This is a genomic window from Stenotrophomonas sp. T8 (assembly GCF_051853085.1).
GTDB lineage: Bacteria > Pseudomonadota > Gammaproteobacteria > Xanthomonadales > Xanthomonadaceae > Stenotrophomonas > Stenotrophomonas sepilia.
The window spans coordinates 2,293,344-2,307,107 of record NZ_CP195329.1 but is presented as its reverse complement, the minus strand read 5'-3'; the positions used below and the strand labels follow the sequence as shown (position 1 = coordinate 2,307,107).

The following is a 13,764-nucleotide window of genomic DNA, read 5'->3' as shown; positions in this document are numbered from 1 at the left end:
GGCGGCTCAGCCGAACCAGCCGTGCAGCATCCACGGCGCATGCGGATCGTTGCGCGCGCGGAAGGCCCAGCCGCGCTGGCCATGCGCGGTTTCCACCACGTAGTAGTCGCGGCGCGCGTCAGCCTGGTCCCACCAGCCCGATTCGATCCGCTCCGGCCCGGCGATGATGCGCAGGCGCGGGTCACGCAGCGGCTGTGGAGCGTCCAGCAGCCAACCGGGGCGCAGTGGCCAGTATGCCGGTGGCCTGGCTGCTGGCTGGGTGCCGCTGGCGCGTTCGGGGCGATGGTCGGCCTGCACTGCCAGCGGCTGCACGGCGTCATCGCCGAGCCGCGCGCGCAGGCGCTCACGCAGCTGGTTCCACGGCATCGCCTGCGCCGGACGGGTATCGAACAGGTCACGCGCGGCGGGCACGAACGGCGGCAGCTGTTCGGCCTGCAGGCGCAGTGCGCGGCTGCCGGCCGGCAGGGCGAACGCTTCCATGCGGTTGCGCGCGATCTCGAACAGCAACGCGGGATCGCGTTCGGGCGCCAACAGGCCGATGGTCAGCACGCTGGCCGGCAACAGGTCATGCTCGAAATGCAGGTCGAAGCGCTGCACGCCGCCATCGCGCGAACACAGGAACGCGGCCAGGTCGAGCAGCAGGCGGCGCAGCGGGAACAGCAGGGCCTGGCTGGATTCGATCTCGTATTCGAATTCGATGCGCGCATCGAAACGGTCCGGTGGCTGGTAGTAGCGCAATGGCGCGGTGGGCAGCCCGCGCAATGCATCCAGCTGCTGCAGGACCTCGGGGGCGAAGCGCCGGGCCAGGCTGTCGCGCGGCAGCTTGAGCACCGCGCCCAACGTGCGCAGGCCGGAACGGCCAAGCACCGTCACCGCCTCGCTGGGCAGGCCGCAGCGCGCCAGGGGCAGCTGCGCCAGCGCCGCCGGCAGCTGCTGCGCATCAAGGCCGAGGCCATCGTGGACGTTGGCCAGCACGCGCGCGGCATGTGGGGTAGGCGCGGCCACCAGGCGATGGCGGAAGCCGAGTTCGTGCAGTTCGTTGCGCAGGCGCTGCTGGATCGTCAGCCAGTCACCGAACAGGGCGCGGCTGGCACCGATTTCCAGCACCAGCGCATGCGGAAAATCGAGGCTGACCTGCGAGCTGTAGGCATAGGCCCAGCTGGCCAGCAGCTGCCGGGTGTGCTGTTCGGCATTGGGGTCGTAGTCGTGCAGGTGCATGTCCTGCACCAGTACCTGTGCAGCCGACAGCAGCATGCCCGGGCGCAGCCCTGCTGCACGTGCCGACGGGCTGACCGCGCGCAGCACGCGACGCTGCGCAGGCCCCTGCAGCAGTACCAATGGCCGCTGTGGGTCGGGCTGCAGGCGCAGCACGCTGTCCAGCGCCAACTGCGGCAACAACAGGCAGGCCCAGTGCATGGCGCGTCCTCAGTGGGCGATGGCCAGCGGCAACGGTTGTGCCGGCGGCAGGCCGCCACGGCACTTCAGCACCCGCACCTGGCCGTGGTCGAGCTGCAGGCGCAGGCTGGCCGGGGAAGGATTGCGCGCGGCCTGCGCCTCGCGGAACACGAAGCCCAGGCACTGGCCGCTGTCGGCGGCCACCTGCAGGCGGCGCAGGGCGCGGTCGTCGGCTTGATGCGGCCAGCACAGTACCGCCGCGCAGGCCGCAGAGCGCAGGCACTGTTCGGCGGCCCACAGTGCCTGCTTCGGCGTGGCCTGGATGACCTGCAGCTGGGCCAGTTCCAGCCCGGCCGCAGCCCAGGCCGGAGCGTGCGGGCGATAGGGCGGAGCGACCAGCACGATCGGGCGGTCGCGCTGGCTCAGCCTGGCCAGTGCCGGCCAGACCAGCGCCAGTTCGCCAACGCCGGGCGCCGCCTGCAGTACCTCGCACAGCCCGCTGGCCGGCCAGCCGCCGCCGGGCAGGCGTGCATCCAGTGCCGGATGGCCGCTGGCCAGATGGTCGCTGGCGGGGCCCTGGCGGGCCGGGCCACGCCACAGCTGGCGCCCGTCCAGCAGCCGGTCGAGGGCGACGACGGCACCCATCAGTCAGCCCTCCAGGGGAGGCGCCGGGCGGGCTGGAAACGGCAGGAACGGGCGGAAACGGCGGGCATGGCGCGAGTATCGACGGGCCGGTATCAGGGGCTGAGACCAGACATGCTACTCGCGTTGTAAGTAGAATTACTAATGAAATCGGAGGGTCCGGTTTCAGGTTGCTGAAGGGGGAAAGCATCCACGCATGGCGTGGATCTACTGGAGAGAGCCCCGGCAAATCCATGCCGCAGCCTGGTAGATCCACGCCATGCGTGGATAGCGGTAAAGCGCGGTGCCGACCAAGGTCGGCACCCACCCGGCATGGCCCGGCGCTACCCGGGGATGCCCCTGGTTACGGGCGCACCGGCAGCGCCACCGGGCGCAGCGGCGCGGCATCGCCACCGCGGATCTTCAGCGGGCCGCCGATGAAGGCGAATTCGTAGACCTTGTCGCGGGCCAGTTCGTCCAGCGCCACCAGCTCGATGATCGGCGCACCCTGCTGAGCCAGCAGGTAGGTGTGCAGCGGTACGTAATCGTCGGACACCTCCGAGGGGAAGGTCTCGAAGCTGAGGTTGTCGGCACCGACGATCATCGCGCCGCCGTCCTCGACCAGGAAGCGTGCCGCGTCCAGGCCCATGCCCGGCGGGTTGGCCATGTAGGCCCTGGGCTGCTCGAACAGGCGCATGCGGCCGGTGCGGATCAGCACCACGTCACCCTGCTGCAGTTTCACCTTCTGGCGTGCCAGCGCATCCTTCAGGTCCTGGCGAGTGACGCGGTAGCTGTCCGGCAGCATGTCCACGCCCTTGGCGCCGGCCACGTCGATCAGCACGCCACGCGCGATCAGCGGCGGGAATTTCTCGATGCCGGTGACATTCCAGCCGCGGTCGCCGAGGTGCTTGTCGGCCTCGAAGCCGTTCCAGATCTTCCCGTGGATGCCGAAGTGGTTCAGCGCATCGATGTGGGTGCCGGTGTGGCTGTACATCGAGAACGCGGTGCCGGTGTAGCTGCGGGTGAGGTTCATGGCCTCGCCCACGCCCATCGGATCGTCCATCACTGTGCCGCGCGGGGTGTGGGTCATCCAGAACTGGTAGTGCGGGTCGCCGGCATCCTGCCAGCTGGGCATGCCGACGTAGTATTCGGTGGCCAGGTCATAGGCCTTGCCGCCGCTGACCCGCGACAGGATCGCCGCACGCGAGGCTTCGGTGATCAGGTTGAGGCGGCCGATCTCGTCCTTCGGCCCCCACGGGCTGGTGCCGACCTGCTGGCCGGAGGGAACGCGTTCGTGCGCGGACACGGTGGTGGACGCGGCGGTGGCGGCCAGCAGCAGGGCCAGCGCGGTGGACAGGGTACGTGGGGTCATGGGGAGTCTCCTTGCAGGGTGGGGGAGGGGGCGGCTCAGGCCGCGACCAGGGGCGCCAGGGCCTGGCGCAGGTGTGGGAGCGGCAGGGTCTGCAGGCGCAGGCCGTTGCCGCCGATCACGGTGGGGATGGAGCGGATGCCGAGCGCGGCAGCTTCGGCGCGATCGGCCTGCACGCGCTGGCGCACCGCGTCGCTGCGCATGTGGTCAGCGAAGGCGCCACGTGGATGGCCCAGCGATTCGGCAATATCCAGCAGCACTTCGGCATCGCCGATGTTGCGGTGCTGGTGCAGGTGTGCCCATTGCACCGCGTCGAACATCGCGCCATGGGCATCATTGCCACCGATCAGTCCTGCGGCCTGGCAGGCCAGTGCGCCGAGCCAGCCGGAGGGATACTCGAAGTCCTGTGCGCGCATGCCTTCGATATCGATGCGCGCGGTGTCTTCATGCGCGGCGCAGTCGGTCCAGTGGCGCAGGATGATCGCCTTGGCGCGCGCCATCGAGCCGAACACCTCGACCATCTGCGCGCGCGAATCCTGCAGCACGAAGCTGCGGTGGCGCACCTGGATGCCGAGTTCGGCCGATACCTGCTGCAGGCGCGGGGCCAGCACGAAGCACCAGCCGCAGACCACGTCGTGGAAGAAATCGACCACCGGCGCTGCGGTGGCGGGGGAAGGAACGGAAGACATCTGCCTGCCATCGGTGAGAGGGGAGGCGGCAGAGTAGGCAGCGCGGCGTGGCCGAAACAGCACGCTGCGGGCAGCTCAGTTTTCGCTGGCGGTTACGAATCCAGACCGGCGCAGCCGGGCAGCTCGGCGTGCAGGAAGTCGATGAAGGCACGCACCTTGGGCTGCAGATGGCGCGAGGTGGGGTAGACCGCATGCACGAAGCGCGGCGGATAGCGATGGTCGGGCAGCACCTGCTGCAGTTCGCCACGGGCCAGCGCTGGTGCCGCCAGGAACGAGGGCAGGGCGCCGATGCCCATGCCGGCCACCAGCAGGTCACGCAATAGCAGGCTGTTGTTGACGGTCACGCGTGCCGGCAGGGTGATCGTCACCTGCCCATCCGGGCCGAGCAGCGGCCAACTGCCGGGCGAGTCGGACAGGCTGTAGGCCAGCACGCTATGCGCCTGCAGATCGCCTACTGCCTGGGGTGCCGGATGCTGCTGCAGGTAGGACGGCGCCGCGCACAGCACCTGCTGCAGCGAGGCCAGCCGGCGTGCCACCAGTCGTGAGTCATCAAGCTCAGCGCGCAATCGTAGCGACACATCGAAACCCTCGCCGACCGCATCGAGCAGGCGGTCTTCCATCACCAGGTCCAGCGACAGCTGCGGATGCTGCTGCAGGAAGCGGGGCAGTAGCGGCGACAGCGTGCTCAGCGCGAACGACTGCGGCACATTGACGCGCAGGCGCCCGGTCACCTCGCCACGCTGCTCGGCGATGCCACGTTCCAGCGCTTCCAGCTCGTCGAGCAGGCGGCAGCATTCGCGGTAATAGGCGTGGCCGGTTTCGGTCAGGCTCATGCGCCGCGTGGTCCGCTGCAGCAGTACCACGCCCAGATGCGCTTCCAGCGTGCGCAGCTGTTTGCTGAGCCCGGCGGGCGACATGCCCAGGTCTTCGGCGGCACGAGCGAGCCCGCCGCGTTCGACGATGCGGCGGAAGGCACGCATCAGGTTGAAGGAATCCATGCCGGTCCCGGGCGCGATGAGGGCGCCATTGTAGATCCACGCCATGCGTGGATGTGGGAAACGCGGTGCGGCAGGGTTGCGCCGTTTGTTCAAGCCGGCAACCCGCACGTGGCGCCAGCATGCAGGCCCCTCATTTCCCGGGTTGCCCATGAAGCACTGGATCCTGCGCCTGTATGCCCCGTTGTTCCTGCTGGGGTTCGTTGCCACTGCCGTCGTCTGGGTCGGCCACTGCCATGGCGATCCGTTGTGGCTGCTGGCCCTGCTGGCGATCGCCATTGCGGTCTCGTTCGTCGCTGAGCGCGCCTGGCCGTATGACCCTGCGTTCAACCATGACCAGGGCGACCGTGTGCGTGATGCCCTGCACGCGCTGGTCAACGAGAGCCTGAACCTGCTGTCGATCGCCACGGTGCCGCTGCTGGCGGCGATCATTCCGTGGCAGGTCTGGCCGCTGCAGTGGCCGTTCGCGCTGCAGGTACTGGTGGCGATCATCGCTGCCGATCTCGGCATCACCCTGGTGCACTACGCAAGCCATCGCATCGGCTGGTTGTGGCGCCTGCATGCGGTGCATCACAGCGTGACCCGCATGTACGGATTCAACGGGCTGATGAAACACCCACTGCACCAGGCGGCCGAAGCGGTGGGAGGTGTGCTGCCATTGTTGCTGCTGGGCCTACCGATGCCGGTGGCGGCGGTGCTGGCGTTTGCCATCGCCATCCAGCTGCTGCTGCAGCACTCCAACGTGGACATGCGCCCGGGTGTGCTGGGCCGGGTGATGGCGTGGGCACCGCTGCATCGCTTCCATCACATGCGTTACGGCACCGCCGGTGACGTCAACTTCGGCCTGTTCCTGACCGCATGGGATCATCTGCTGGGGACCGCCTTCGATGCGCCCGGTTATCGGCTGCAGCAATGTGATCTCGGCATCGGCAGCCAACCGGACTATCCGCGCGATTACGCGGGGCAGCTGCTGGCGCCGTTTCGTGAACTGCCGCATGGCGAGGTGCCGGAGCTGCCCGAAGGCCTGCGCAGGCGTGGGTGATCGGCCGTGTCAGGTCGCGTGCAACTGCAGGCCCTGCAGCTGTGCGGCACCGATGCCGAACATGCGGCGCAGGCTGCGCGAGAGATGGGCCAGGTCGGCGAAGCCGGCGGCATGCGCGCTGGCGGTCAGGCTGTGCCCCTGCAGGTGGTGCGCGAGCGCGGTACGCAAGCGCTGCCACAGCACCCAGCCGCGCAGGGTCACCGCCAGGTCGGACTGGAAACGCCGGTGCAGCTGGCTGGTTGACAGGTGCGCGGCTTCGGCGATGTCGGCAGCCGGCACCGGGCCGGGCAGGTACTGGGCGATACGGGCCAACGCCGCCTGCACGCGGCGGTCCAGCGGTTGCGGGCGGCTCAGCCGTGGCAACCAATCGCGCAGCTCCAGCGCGTTGCCCGGCAGCGCGTGCAGATGCTGCTGGATCTGGGTGGGATCGGCGTGGGCCGGCTCAAGGAACACCGTGCAGCCTGCTTCCGGTGCCGACAGGATCGCGTGCGGCTGGAACGAAGGCAGCCATAGCCGCTGGCCCTGCTGCTGTACGCCATCGATCTCGACGTGCCAGGGCGTACCGTCGCTCAGCAGCAATTGATGGGCGTAGTGCGCATGCAAAGCGCTGTCACCGGCATGGCCGTGCAGCACGGCGGCGTGCGCATCCAGCAGCAACGTGCCGTTCCAGGGCAGGGCGGGGGAAGACATGACGGGATTGTAGATCCACGCCATGCGTGGATGAATCTCCATCGAAATCGAGTAATTCGACAATGAAACGAAGAGCATCCACGCATGGCGTGGATCTACTGCAGGTCGCGAGAGACTGTCGAAGGCGGGGTGGGTCCGGTTGCGGGGCGTGAGCGCCATGGATGGCGCGACCGAGCTTACATGGACGTACTTGCAGCGCCCCCCGCAGCCGGACCCACCCCGCCTACCTGCAGGAACCCAGCTTTTGCTGTTGCTCTGGTTTTTGACGTTGATGTCGCCTCTGCGGGTGCCGGGCGCAGCCCGGCCGTGCGTCCCTCACCGCCCGTGCGGATCCGGCCGGTGATGCACGTACTCGACCACCGTGCCATCGGGATGCACCGCATTGAACGCCGCCCCGGTCGGGACCACCTGCAACGGGAAGATGATCTCGGCGCCGGCGGCGACCAGTTTGTCGTGATAAGGCCGAACGTCATCGACCAGCAGTGTCCCCGTGGTCGAGGTGAACGGCGCCAGCGCCGCCTCGCTGCCCTCGATCAACAGGAACGCACCGACCATGGCCAGGCGCAGCCCGGCCTCCGGAAACGGAAAGCCCGCATCGGCCACCACGCCCTGCAACTGCTCGTAGAACGCCACGCTGCGTTCCAGCTCACCGGGGGCCACGAACACACGGATCAGCACGCGCGGTGCGCGCTGGCTGGAGGTATCGCAGCGGTCGCGCCAGAGATGGTCGAAGTCGCGATGTACGTTCATGGGCTCGGTTCGTGGCCAGGGACCTTCATTATCGGCAGCCTCGCACGGCGCGCTGATGACCGCCGGTGATGGCCTGATAACTGCAGGCTGGGATCGCCCCTGTGACTTAGGTCCTGTTGACAGGTGTGAACGCCCTCGCACAATCTTCACAGGATTGGGTCGCCCTGCGCGGCCCGGGCAGGCAGGTTGTCACGCCGGGAGGAGGGTCCCGCGCGCAGACCGGCCCGTCCTTCGGCCTGCGGGAGGTTGCCTGGCAACCCCTGCGCGGCATGAACGCTGCACCCTTCGGCGGCACTTTCCCTGGACCGATTGCCTTGGCAACGGAATTACGCCTGTCGATGAAAACGTTTACAAAGCCGCTTGCACTGTCCCTGGCCCTGTCCGCTGCACTGGCCGCTCCGGCCTGGGCCGACCCTGCCGCGTTCACCGTGCTGACCCTGGAACAGGCCCCGACCGCCGAGGCGATGCCGGCCCTGGCCGCCCAGCTGAAGACCCTGCAGGTGGACGCAGTGAGCGTGCGCCAGGTGCAGCGCGGCATCGGCCAGGTCGATCCGCTGCAGGTGCTGGCCGACGGACTGGGTTACGAATACCGCTTCATTGCTGCGGGCAAGGACGATGGCCAGACCCAGCGCGGCCAGGCCGTACTGACCCGGCTGCCGATCGCCGCTGAATCCGGCCCGGACCAGCCGGGCCTGAACTACCTGCGCCTGGACGATGGCCGCCACACCGTGGCGGTCTATACCGATGCCGGTGCAGGTGCCGCGCAGCTGCCAGCGCTGGTCACCCGTTCGCGGCTGGGTGCACCGGCGGTGCTGCTCGGCGCAGTGGCCGGTGAATCGGCCAAGGCCGCCGGCTTCGATCCGGCGCGTGTGGCGCTGGAAGCGGATGCCAGCTATTTCAGCGACGGTTTCCAGGCCGCCAGCAGCGCGCCGTTCAAGGTGGAAGGCAGCGCCTTGCGCGCCACCCTGCTGACACTGGCCTATGCCGCCGACAAGCACGGCGAAAAGCCATGGATGGACACCGCCCTCAACGCCGATGCGCGCGCTGCGCTGCTGCTGAAGGCGATGACCGAGGATGAGAAGTTCCAGATGCTGCACAGCTACTTCGGGCTGGGCAAGGATGGTGGCCCACTGCCGGAAGGCGCGGTCGGTTCGGCCGGTTTCGTGCCGGGCGTGGCGCGGCTGGGCATTCCGTCGCAGCAGTCGGCCGATGCCGGCGTCGGCGTGACCAATCCGGGCGGCATCCGTCCGGGCGATTTCGCCACGGCAATGCCCTCAGGCCCATCCACCGCGTCCAGCTGGAACCGCGAAGTCGCCTTCGCAGGTGGCGCGACCATGGGCCGCGAGGCGTGGCAGCAGCGCTTCAACATCCTGCTGTCGGGCAGCGTCAACCTGCAGCGCGATCCACGCAACGGCCGCAACTTCGAATATGCCGGTGAGGACCCGCTGCTGGCCGGTTCGATGGTCGGCGCGCTGATCCAGGGCGTGCAGAGCCAGCACGTGATCTCCTCGATGAAGCACTTCGCGCTGAACGACATGGAGACCCGGCGCAACTTCCACGACGTGCGCATCGGCGAACAGGCCATGCACGAGTCGGACCTGCTGGCCTTCGAGATCGCGCTGGAGGCTGGCCGCCCGGGCGTGGCGATGTGCTCGTACAACAAGATCAACGGCACCTACGGCTGCGAGAACGGCTACCTGATGAACCAGGTGCTGAAGCAGGAATGGAAGTTCCCCGGTTTCGTGATGTCTGACTGGGGCGGCGTGCACAGCGGTTCGAAGGCGGCGCTGGCCGGCCTGGACCAGCAGTCGGCCGGTGAAGTGTTCGACGCGGCGGTGTTCTTCGACGAACCGCTGCGTCTGGCCGTGCATGGCGGCGTGGTGCCGCAGGCGCGCTTGAATGACATGGTCACGCGCATCCTGCGCACGATGTTCCTGCACGGCAACTTCGACAACCCGCCGCAGCACCAGAAGGTGGATGCCGAGGCCGGCTTCGCCGTCGCCCAGCGTACGGTGGAAGAAGGCAGCGTGCTGCTGCGCAATGAGGGCAACCTGCTGCCGCTGGCCGACAGCGTGAAGCGCATCGTCATCATCGGCGGCCATGCCGACAAGGGCGTGATCGGCGGCGGTGGTTCGTCGATGGTGGGCGTCACCGCCAAGGGCACCAATGCGGTGCCGGGCGTGCTGCCGACCACCTGGCCGGGCCCGGTGATCTTCCACCCGTCCTCGCCGCTGGAATCGCTGCGTGCGGCGCGCCCTGACGCAACCATCGAATATGTGGACGGCACCAATGCCGCCGCTGCGGCCAGGGCCGCCGCGCAGGCCGATGTGGCCATTGTGTTTGCCACGCAATGGGCCGCCGAATCTGTGGACCTGCCGGACATGCAGCTGCCGGACAACCAGGACGCACTGATCTCGGCGGTGGCCGCGGCAAACCCGAAGACCGTGCTGGTGCTGGAAACCAACGGCCCGGTGCGCACACCGTGGCTGGCGCAGGTGCCAGCGATGCTGCAGGCCTGGTACCCGGGCATCCGCGGCGGCGAAGGCATCGCCGCGCTGCTGACCGGCCAGGTCAATCCGTCCGGCCGCCTGCCGGTGACCTGGGTGACGGACGAATCGCAGCTGCCGCGCCCGCATATCGATGGCCTCGGCTTCAAGCCGGCCAAGCCGTTCGGTGATGTGTTCGATTTCGATATCGAAGGCGCCAACGTCGGCTACAAGTGGATGGCGGTCAAGGGCCTGACCCCGACCTTCGCCTTTGGCCATGGCCTGTCCTACACCTCGTTCGCCTATGACAACCTGAAGGTGAGCGTGGAAGGCTCGCGCCTGGTCGCCAGCGTCGATATCCGCAATACCGGCAAGCGCGCCGGCGCCGACGTGGCCCAGCTGTACCTGAAGCTGCCGGCCGGCAGCACCACGCCGATCCGCCTGATCGGCTACGACAAGGTGAACCTGCAGCCGGGCGAACAGCGCCGCATCCGCATCGAAGCCGAGCCGAAGACCCTGGCCCACTACGATGCACAGGCGCGGCAGTGGAAGATCGACGGTGGCACCTACCAGGTGCAGCTGTCGCGCAATGCCGCCGAGCCGCTGCAGACGGTAGATGTGCAGCTGGTGGAGCAGGTGCTGCGCTGATGCCTGACGACACGGCCCGCACAGGGCCGTGTCCGTTCGTGGTGTTCCTGTAGAGCCGAGCCCACGCTCGGCTGAAGAACGGTCAATCGAACCGACGGGCAGCCGAGCATGGACTCGGCTCTACAAAGGTGCGGTGCCGAACCACCTGCGCAGGAAATCGATCAGCTGCCGCACCTTCGGTGAAGGCTGCGAACTGTGCGGATAGACCGCGTAGACACTCTGCTGCGGGAAGCGGTGCTGGCGCAGCACCGGGCGCAGCCGGTCCTGGGCCAGGTCGTCCTCGATCAGCCAGCGTGGCAGCACGGTGACCCCGGCGCCGGCCAAGGCGAACGCGCGCAGGCTGCTGGCACCATCCACGCGTACCACGGCGTTGCCCGGGTTGGTGGCAAACAAGGCATCGCTGCCGTCAGGTGCAACCACCGGCACATCGGCCAGGCGCGGATAGCCCAGGCGGGGCAGGGTGCCCAGCAGTACTGGATCATCGGCAGCCTCGGCAGAGGGCAGGCGCGCCAGCAGTGACGGCGCCGCCACCGCGTACAGCGGGTGGCGCTCCAGTTCATTGGCGTGCAGGCCCGAGTCCGGCAGGCGGCCGAGGCGAATCGCCAGGTCGAAGCGTTCGGGAATGAGGTCCGCTGGCGCTGGAGAAGTTGAAAGGTGCAGCTGCAGGGCCGGGTGCTGCGCGCGGAACGCCTCCAACGCGGGAATCAGGCGTAGCTGGGCGTACTCCGGTGTGGTGGTCAGGCGCAGCACGCCCTGCAGCTGGTGCTGGTCGCGGCGCGCGGCATCGATCGCCGCCTGCGCAGCATCCAGTGCCTGCACGCAATGTTGCAGGAACTGCTCGCCGGCCTCGGTCAGGGACAGGTGGCGGGTACTGCGCAACAGCAGGGTCACGCCCAGCTCCTGCTCCAGCCGCTTCAGGTTGAAGCTGACCACCGCGCGGCTGAGGCCGAGCCGATCGGCCGCAGCGGTCAGGCTGCCGGCTTCGACCACGGCACGGAAGATATCGAAGCGATCGAGGCTGACCATGGCGATTCATTGTCAAAACAGATTTGACAGTGTTGCAGCTGCCGTCGTGTTTTTCCAATGGGGTCCGGGCGGCATGCTGGCTGCTTCCTCGCTGGAGCGCCGCCGATGCCGTCCCCCCGCCTGCGCCATGAGGCGATCTTCCTGCTGGTATTCGCCCTGGATCTGGTCAATATGTTCATCGCCACGGTGGCCTATCCGGCATTGGCAGCGGAGCTGCACGCCGACGTGAGCACCCTGGCCTGGGTCGGCACGGCGTACATGCTGGGCCTGAGCATGGTGATTCCGCTGGCGCCGTGGCTGGCCGCACGCTGTGGCGAGCGTCGCTTGCTGCTGGCGGCGTTGCTGTTGTTCGCGGTCGCCGCTGTGCTGGCTGGCGCAGCGCCAGGAATCGGCTGGCTGCTCGGCTGGCGCCTGCTGCAGGGCCTGGCCGGTGGCCTGCTGATTCCCGTGGCGCAAGCCGCAGCGTACCGGCAATGCACGCCCGACCAACGTGGCGCGCTGACCCGCCGCATCCTGCTGGTGGCGCTGCTGGTGCCAGCACTGGCGCCGGCGCTGGGCGGGCTGCTGGTGCAGTGGCTGTCCTGGCGCGGTGTGCTCTGGGCCAGCCTGCCGTTGGCGGTAGCGGTCATCGGTCTGGTGCTGGCCTGGATGCCGGCCGATGGCGCGCGCAGTGCGCCGCGCCTGCAGGCCTATGCCTTGTCCACCGCGATGCTGGCGCTGGGTGCGCTGCTGCTGGCGCTGACCTGGCTGGGCGAATCGGGACATCGCGGTGCAGGTGCCGTGTTGCTGCTGGCCGCGCTGTTGCTGGCGGCGACGCACCTGCGACATGCACGTCGGCAGGCGCAGCCACTGCTGCGCTGGTCGCTGCTGTCCCATCGCGGGCTGCGGCTGGCGATGCTGGTGTATCTCGCCGTACCCGGTGTGTTCATCGGCAGCCAACTGGTCAGTACCCTGCAATTGCACCACGCCGGTTACAGCGCGGCACGCATCGGCGCGCTGATGCTGCCCTGGGCGCTGGCTGCGGCCATCGCGATCATGGCCAGCAAGCGCCTGCTGGCTCGCTTCGGTCCGGCCGCGGTACTGCGCGCCGGCATGCTCCTGCAGGCCAGCGGCCTGTTGTTGATGGCGCTGCTGCCGCAGCCGGCCTTCGTGCTGGCCGGATTGTTGTTCGCGTTGATGGGCGCCGGCGGCAGCCTGTGCAGCAGCACCGCGCAGACGCTGGCCTTCCATGGCGTGGAAGGTGAGGCGTTGGGCGATGCCAGTGCACTCTGGAACCTCAACCGCCAGCTCAGCTTCTGCCTCGGCACCGCCGCCATCGCACTGCTGCTGGCATTGGCCATGCAATGGCTGCCGGAACGCGCCACCAGCGTGGCGCTGGGTTTGGCCGCTGCAATGACGCTGCTGCCGATGACGCTGCTGCGCCGTCCGCAATCGATCTCTCTTTCCCAACCCGAGACAATGCAATGATGATGACCGCAGAGAACGAGTTCCATGATCTGATCGCCAAGCTGCAGGCCTGGTTTCGTGCGGAAGCAGCCGCCAGTACGCTGGATGCGCTGATGGATCATTTCTGCACCGACTTCAGCATGGTCGGTATTGCTGGGCAGCGCCTGGACCGCGAAGCACTGGCCGGCATGTTCGCTGGCGGCCACGGTGCCCGCCCGGGCCTGCGTATCGAAGTCGATGCCCTGCAGTTCATTGCGGTGCCGGCACCGTTGGCAATGCTGCGCTACCGTGAAGGGCAGGGCGTTGCTGAAGGTGGGATGGCCTGGCGTGAAGCACTGGCCGTGCTGCGGCAGGAAGACGGCCGTTGGCGTTGGCTGGCGTTGCATGAAGTAACGGCAGCCTGATCGGGTAGTGCCGGCCGCTGGCCGGCAACTTCATGATCCTGGGCGCGTTACGCGGTTGCCGGCCAGCGGCCGGCACTACCTTTCGCCGACGAGCGCAGCGGCACCGCAGGCACATGTGCCATCAGTCCTGCCCGCATCCACCGAAGAATGCAAAGCCTGCGCACACTTCACGGCGCCAGGCAGGAGTAGGCTTGAGGCTTTCC

12 protein-coding genes are annotated in these 13,764 nt (G+C 68.2%); 4 read left to right on the top strand and 8 right to left on the bottom strand.

Features of this window, described 5'->3' with window-relative positions:
• Positions 1-6: 6 nt before the first annotated feature.
• The 5 genes from ACSDHM_RS10795 to ACSDHM_RS10775 all read right to left on the bottom strand — a co-directional run bounded on the left by ACSDHM_RS10795 (position 7) and on the right by ACSDHM_RS10775 (position 5,117).
• The gene (locus ACSDHM_RS10795; protein WP_065178507.1) at positions 7-1,416 is read right to left on the bottom strand and encodes a Y-family DNA polymerase; all 1,410 of its coding nucleotides are present in this window, start codon (positions 1,414-1,416) and stop codon (positions 7-9) included.
• A gap of 9 nt (positions 1,417-1,425) precedes the next feature.
• Complete coding sequence (gene imuA / locus ACSDHM_RS10790; protein ID WP_053499642.1) at positions 1,426-2,040, bottom strand: translesion DNA synthesis-associated protein ImuA; 615 nt, start codon at positions 2,038-2,040, stop codon at positions 1,426-1,428.
• Positions 2,041-2,380: 340 nt separating this feature from the next.
• Positions 2,381-3,388: a cyclase family protein gene (locus ACSDHM_RS10785; protein ID WP_188247615.1), complete on the bottom strand. Its 1,008-nt coding sequence runs from the start codon at positions 3,386-3,388 to the stop codon at positions 2,381-2,383.
• 35 nt (positions 3,389-3,423) lie between these two features.
• On the bottom strand, positions 3,424-4,074 hold the full coding sequence (locus ACSDHM_RS10780; RefSeq protein WP_180869587.1) for a DsbA family oxidoreductase: 651 nt from the start codon (positions 4,072-4,074) through the stop codon (positions 3,424-3,426).
• A 92-nt stretch (positions 4,075-4,166) separates the two neighbouring features.
• Positions 4,167-5,117, bottom strand: a complete 951-nt coding sequence (locus ACSDHM_RS10775; protein ID WP_172412164.1) for a LysR family transcriptional regulator — start codon at positions 5,115-5,117, stop codon at positions 4,167-4,169.
• A gap of 103 nt (positions 5,118-5,220) precedes the next feature.
• On the opposite strand from ACSDHM_RS10775, the gene ACSDHM_RS10770 reads away from it, so the two are divergent.
• The gene (locus tag ACSDHM_RS10770; RefSeq protein WP_088497897.1) at positions 5,221-6,111 is read left to right on the top strand and encodes a sterol desaturase family protein; all 891 of its coding nucleotides are present in this window, start codon (positions 5,221-5,223) and stop codon (positions 6,109-6,111) included.
• A 9-nt stretch (positions 6,112-6,120) separates the two neighbouring features.
• On the opposite strand, the gene ACSDHM_RS10765 is transcribed toward ACSDHM_RS10770, so the two are convergent.
• Entirely contained in the window at positions 6,121-6,825 is a 705-nt protein-coding gene (locus ACSDHM_RS10765) for an AraC family transcriptional regulator (protein ID WP_072167461.1), read from the bottom strand.
• 291 nt (positions 6,826-7,116) lie between these two features.
• Complete coding sequence (locus ACSDHM_RS10760; RefSeq protein ID WP_227837766.1) at positions 7,117-7,551, bottom strand: VOC family protein; 435 nt, start codon at positions 7,549-7,551, stop codon at positions 7,117-7,119.
• A 338-nt stretch (positions 7,552-7,889) separates the two neighbouring features.
• On the opposite strand from ACSDHM_RS10760, the gene ACSDHM_RS10755 reads away from it, so the two are divergent.
• Complete coding sequence (locus tag ACSDHM_RS10755) at positions 7,890-10,685, top strand: beta-glucosidase family protein (RefSeq protein WP_227837768.1); 2,796 nt, start codon at positions 7,890-7,892, stop codon at positions 10,683-10,685.
• Between the two features lie 120 nt (positions 10,686-10,805).
• Here the strand turns inward: ACSDHM_RS10755 and ACSDHM_RS10750 are convergent, their stop codons facing one another.
• Positions 10,806-11,711, bottom strand: coding sequence for a LysR family transcriptional regulator (locus tag ACSDHM_RS10750; protein ID WP_088496137.1), 906 nt, complete (start codon positions 11,709-11,711; stop codon positions 10,806-10,808).
• A 105-nt stretch (positions 11,712-11,816) separates the two neighbouring features.
• Here ACSDHM_RS10750 and ACSDHM_RS10745 point away from each other — a divergent pair, with 105 nt between their 5' ends.
• Complete coding sequence (locus ACSDHM_RS10745) at positions 11,817-13,178, top strand: MFS transporter (protein ID WP_072167465.1); 1,362 nt, start codon at positions 11,817-11,819, stop codon at positions 13,176-13,178.
• Entirely contained in the window at positions 13,175-13,561 is a 387-nt protein-coding gene (locus ACSDHM_RS10740) for a DUF4440 domain-containing protein (protein ID WP_088496136.1), read from the top strand. The genes ACSDHM_RS10745 and ACSDHM_RS10740 overlap by 4 nt, the downstream gene beginning before the upstream one ends.
• Positions 13,562-13,764: the final 203 nt, after the last annotated feature.

What these genes read in the sequence shown, in the direction of transcription:
- ACSDHM_RS10780 (WP_180869587.1), bottom strand. Translation starts at nt 4,074, where the DNA reads ATGTCTTCCGTTCCTTCCCCCGCCACCGCAGCGCCGGTGGTCGATTTC.
- ACSDHM_RS10795 (WP_065178507.1), bottom strand. Translation starts at nt 1,416, where the DNA reads ATGCACTGGGCCTGCCTGTTGTTGCCGCAGTTGGCGCTGGACAGCGTG.
- ACSDHM_RS10755 (WP_227837768.1), top strand. Translation starts at nt 7,890, where the DNA reads ATGAAAACGTTTACAAAGCCGCTTGCACTGTCCCTGGCCCTGTCCGCT.
- ACSDHM_RS10745 (WP_072167465.1), top strand. Translation starts at nt 11,817, where the DNA reads ATGCCGTCCCCCCGCCTGCGCCATGAGGCGATCTTCCTGCTGGTATTC.
- imuA (WP_053499642.1), bottom strand. Translation starts at nt 2,040, where the DNA reads ATGGGTGCCGTCGTCGCCCTCGACCGGCTGCTGGACGGGCGCCAGCTG.
- ACSDHM_RS10770 (WP_088497897.1), top strand. Translation starts at nt 5,221, where the DNA reads ATGAAGCACTGGATCCTGCGCCTGTATGCCCCGTTGTTCCTGCTGGGG.
- ACSDHM_RS10785 (WP_188247615.1), bottom strand. Translation starts at nt 3,388, where the DNA reads ATGACCCCACGTACCCTGTCCACCGCGCTGGCCCTGCTGCTGGCCGCC.
- ACSDHM_RS10740 (WP_088496136.1), top strand. Translation starts at nt 13,175, where the DNA reads ATGATGATGACCGCAGAGAACGAGTTCCATGATCTGATCGCCAAGCTG.
- ACSDHM_RS10775 (WP_172412164.1), bottom strand. Translation starts at nt 5,117, where the DNA reads ATGGCGTGGATCTACAATGGCGCCCTCATCGCGCCCGGGACCGGCATG.
- ACSDHM_RS10765 (WP_072167461.1), bottom strand. Translation starts at nt 6,825, where the DNA reads ATGGCGTGGATCTACAATCCCGTCATGTCTTCCCCCGCCCTGCCCTGG.
- ACSDHM_RS10760 (WP_227837766.1), bottom strand. Translation starts at nt 7,551, where the DNA reads ATGAACGTACATCGCGACTTCGACCATCTCTGGCGCGACCGCTGCGAT.
- ACSDHM_RS10750 (WP_088496137.1), bottom strand. Translation starts at nt 11,711, where the DNA reads ATGGTCAGCCTCGATCGCTTCGATATCTTCCGTGCCGTGGTCGAAGCC.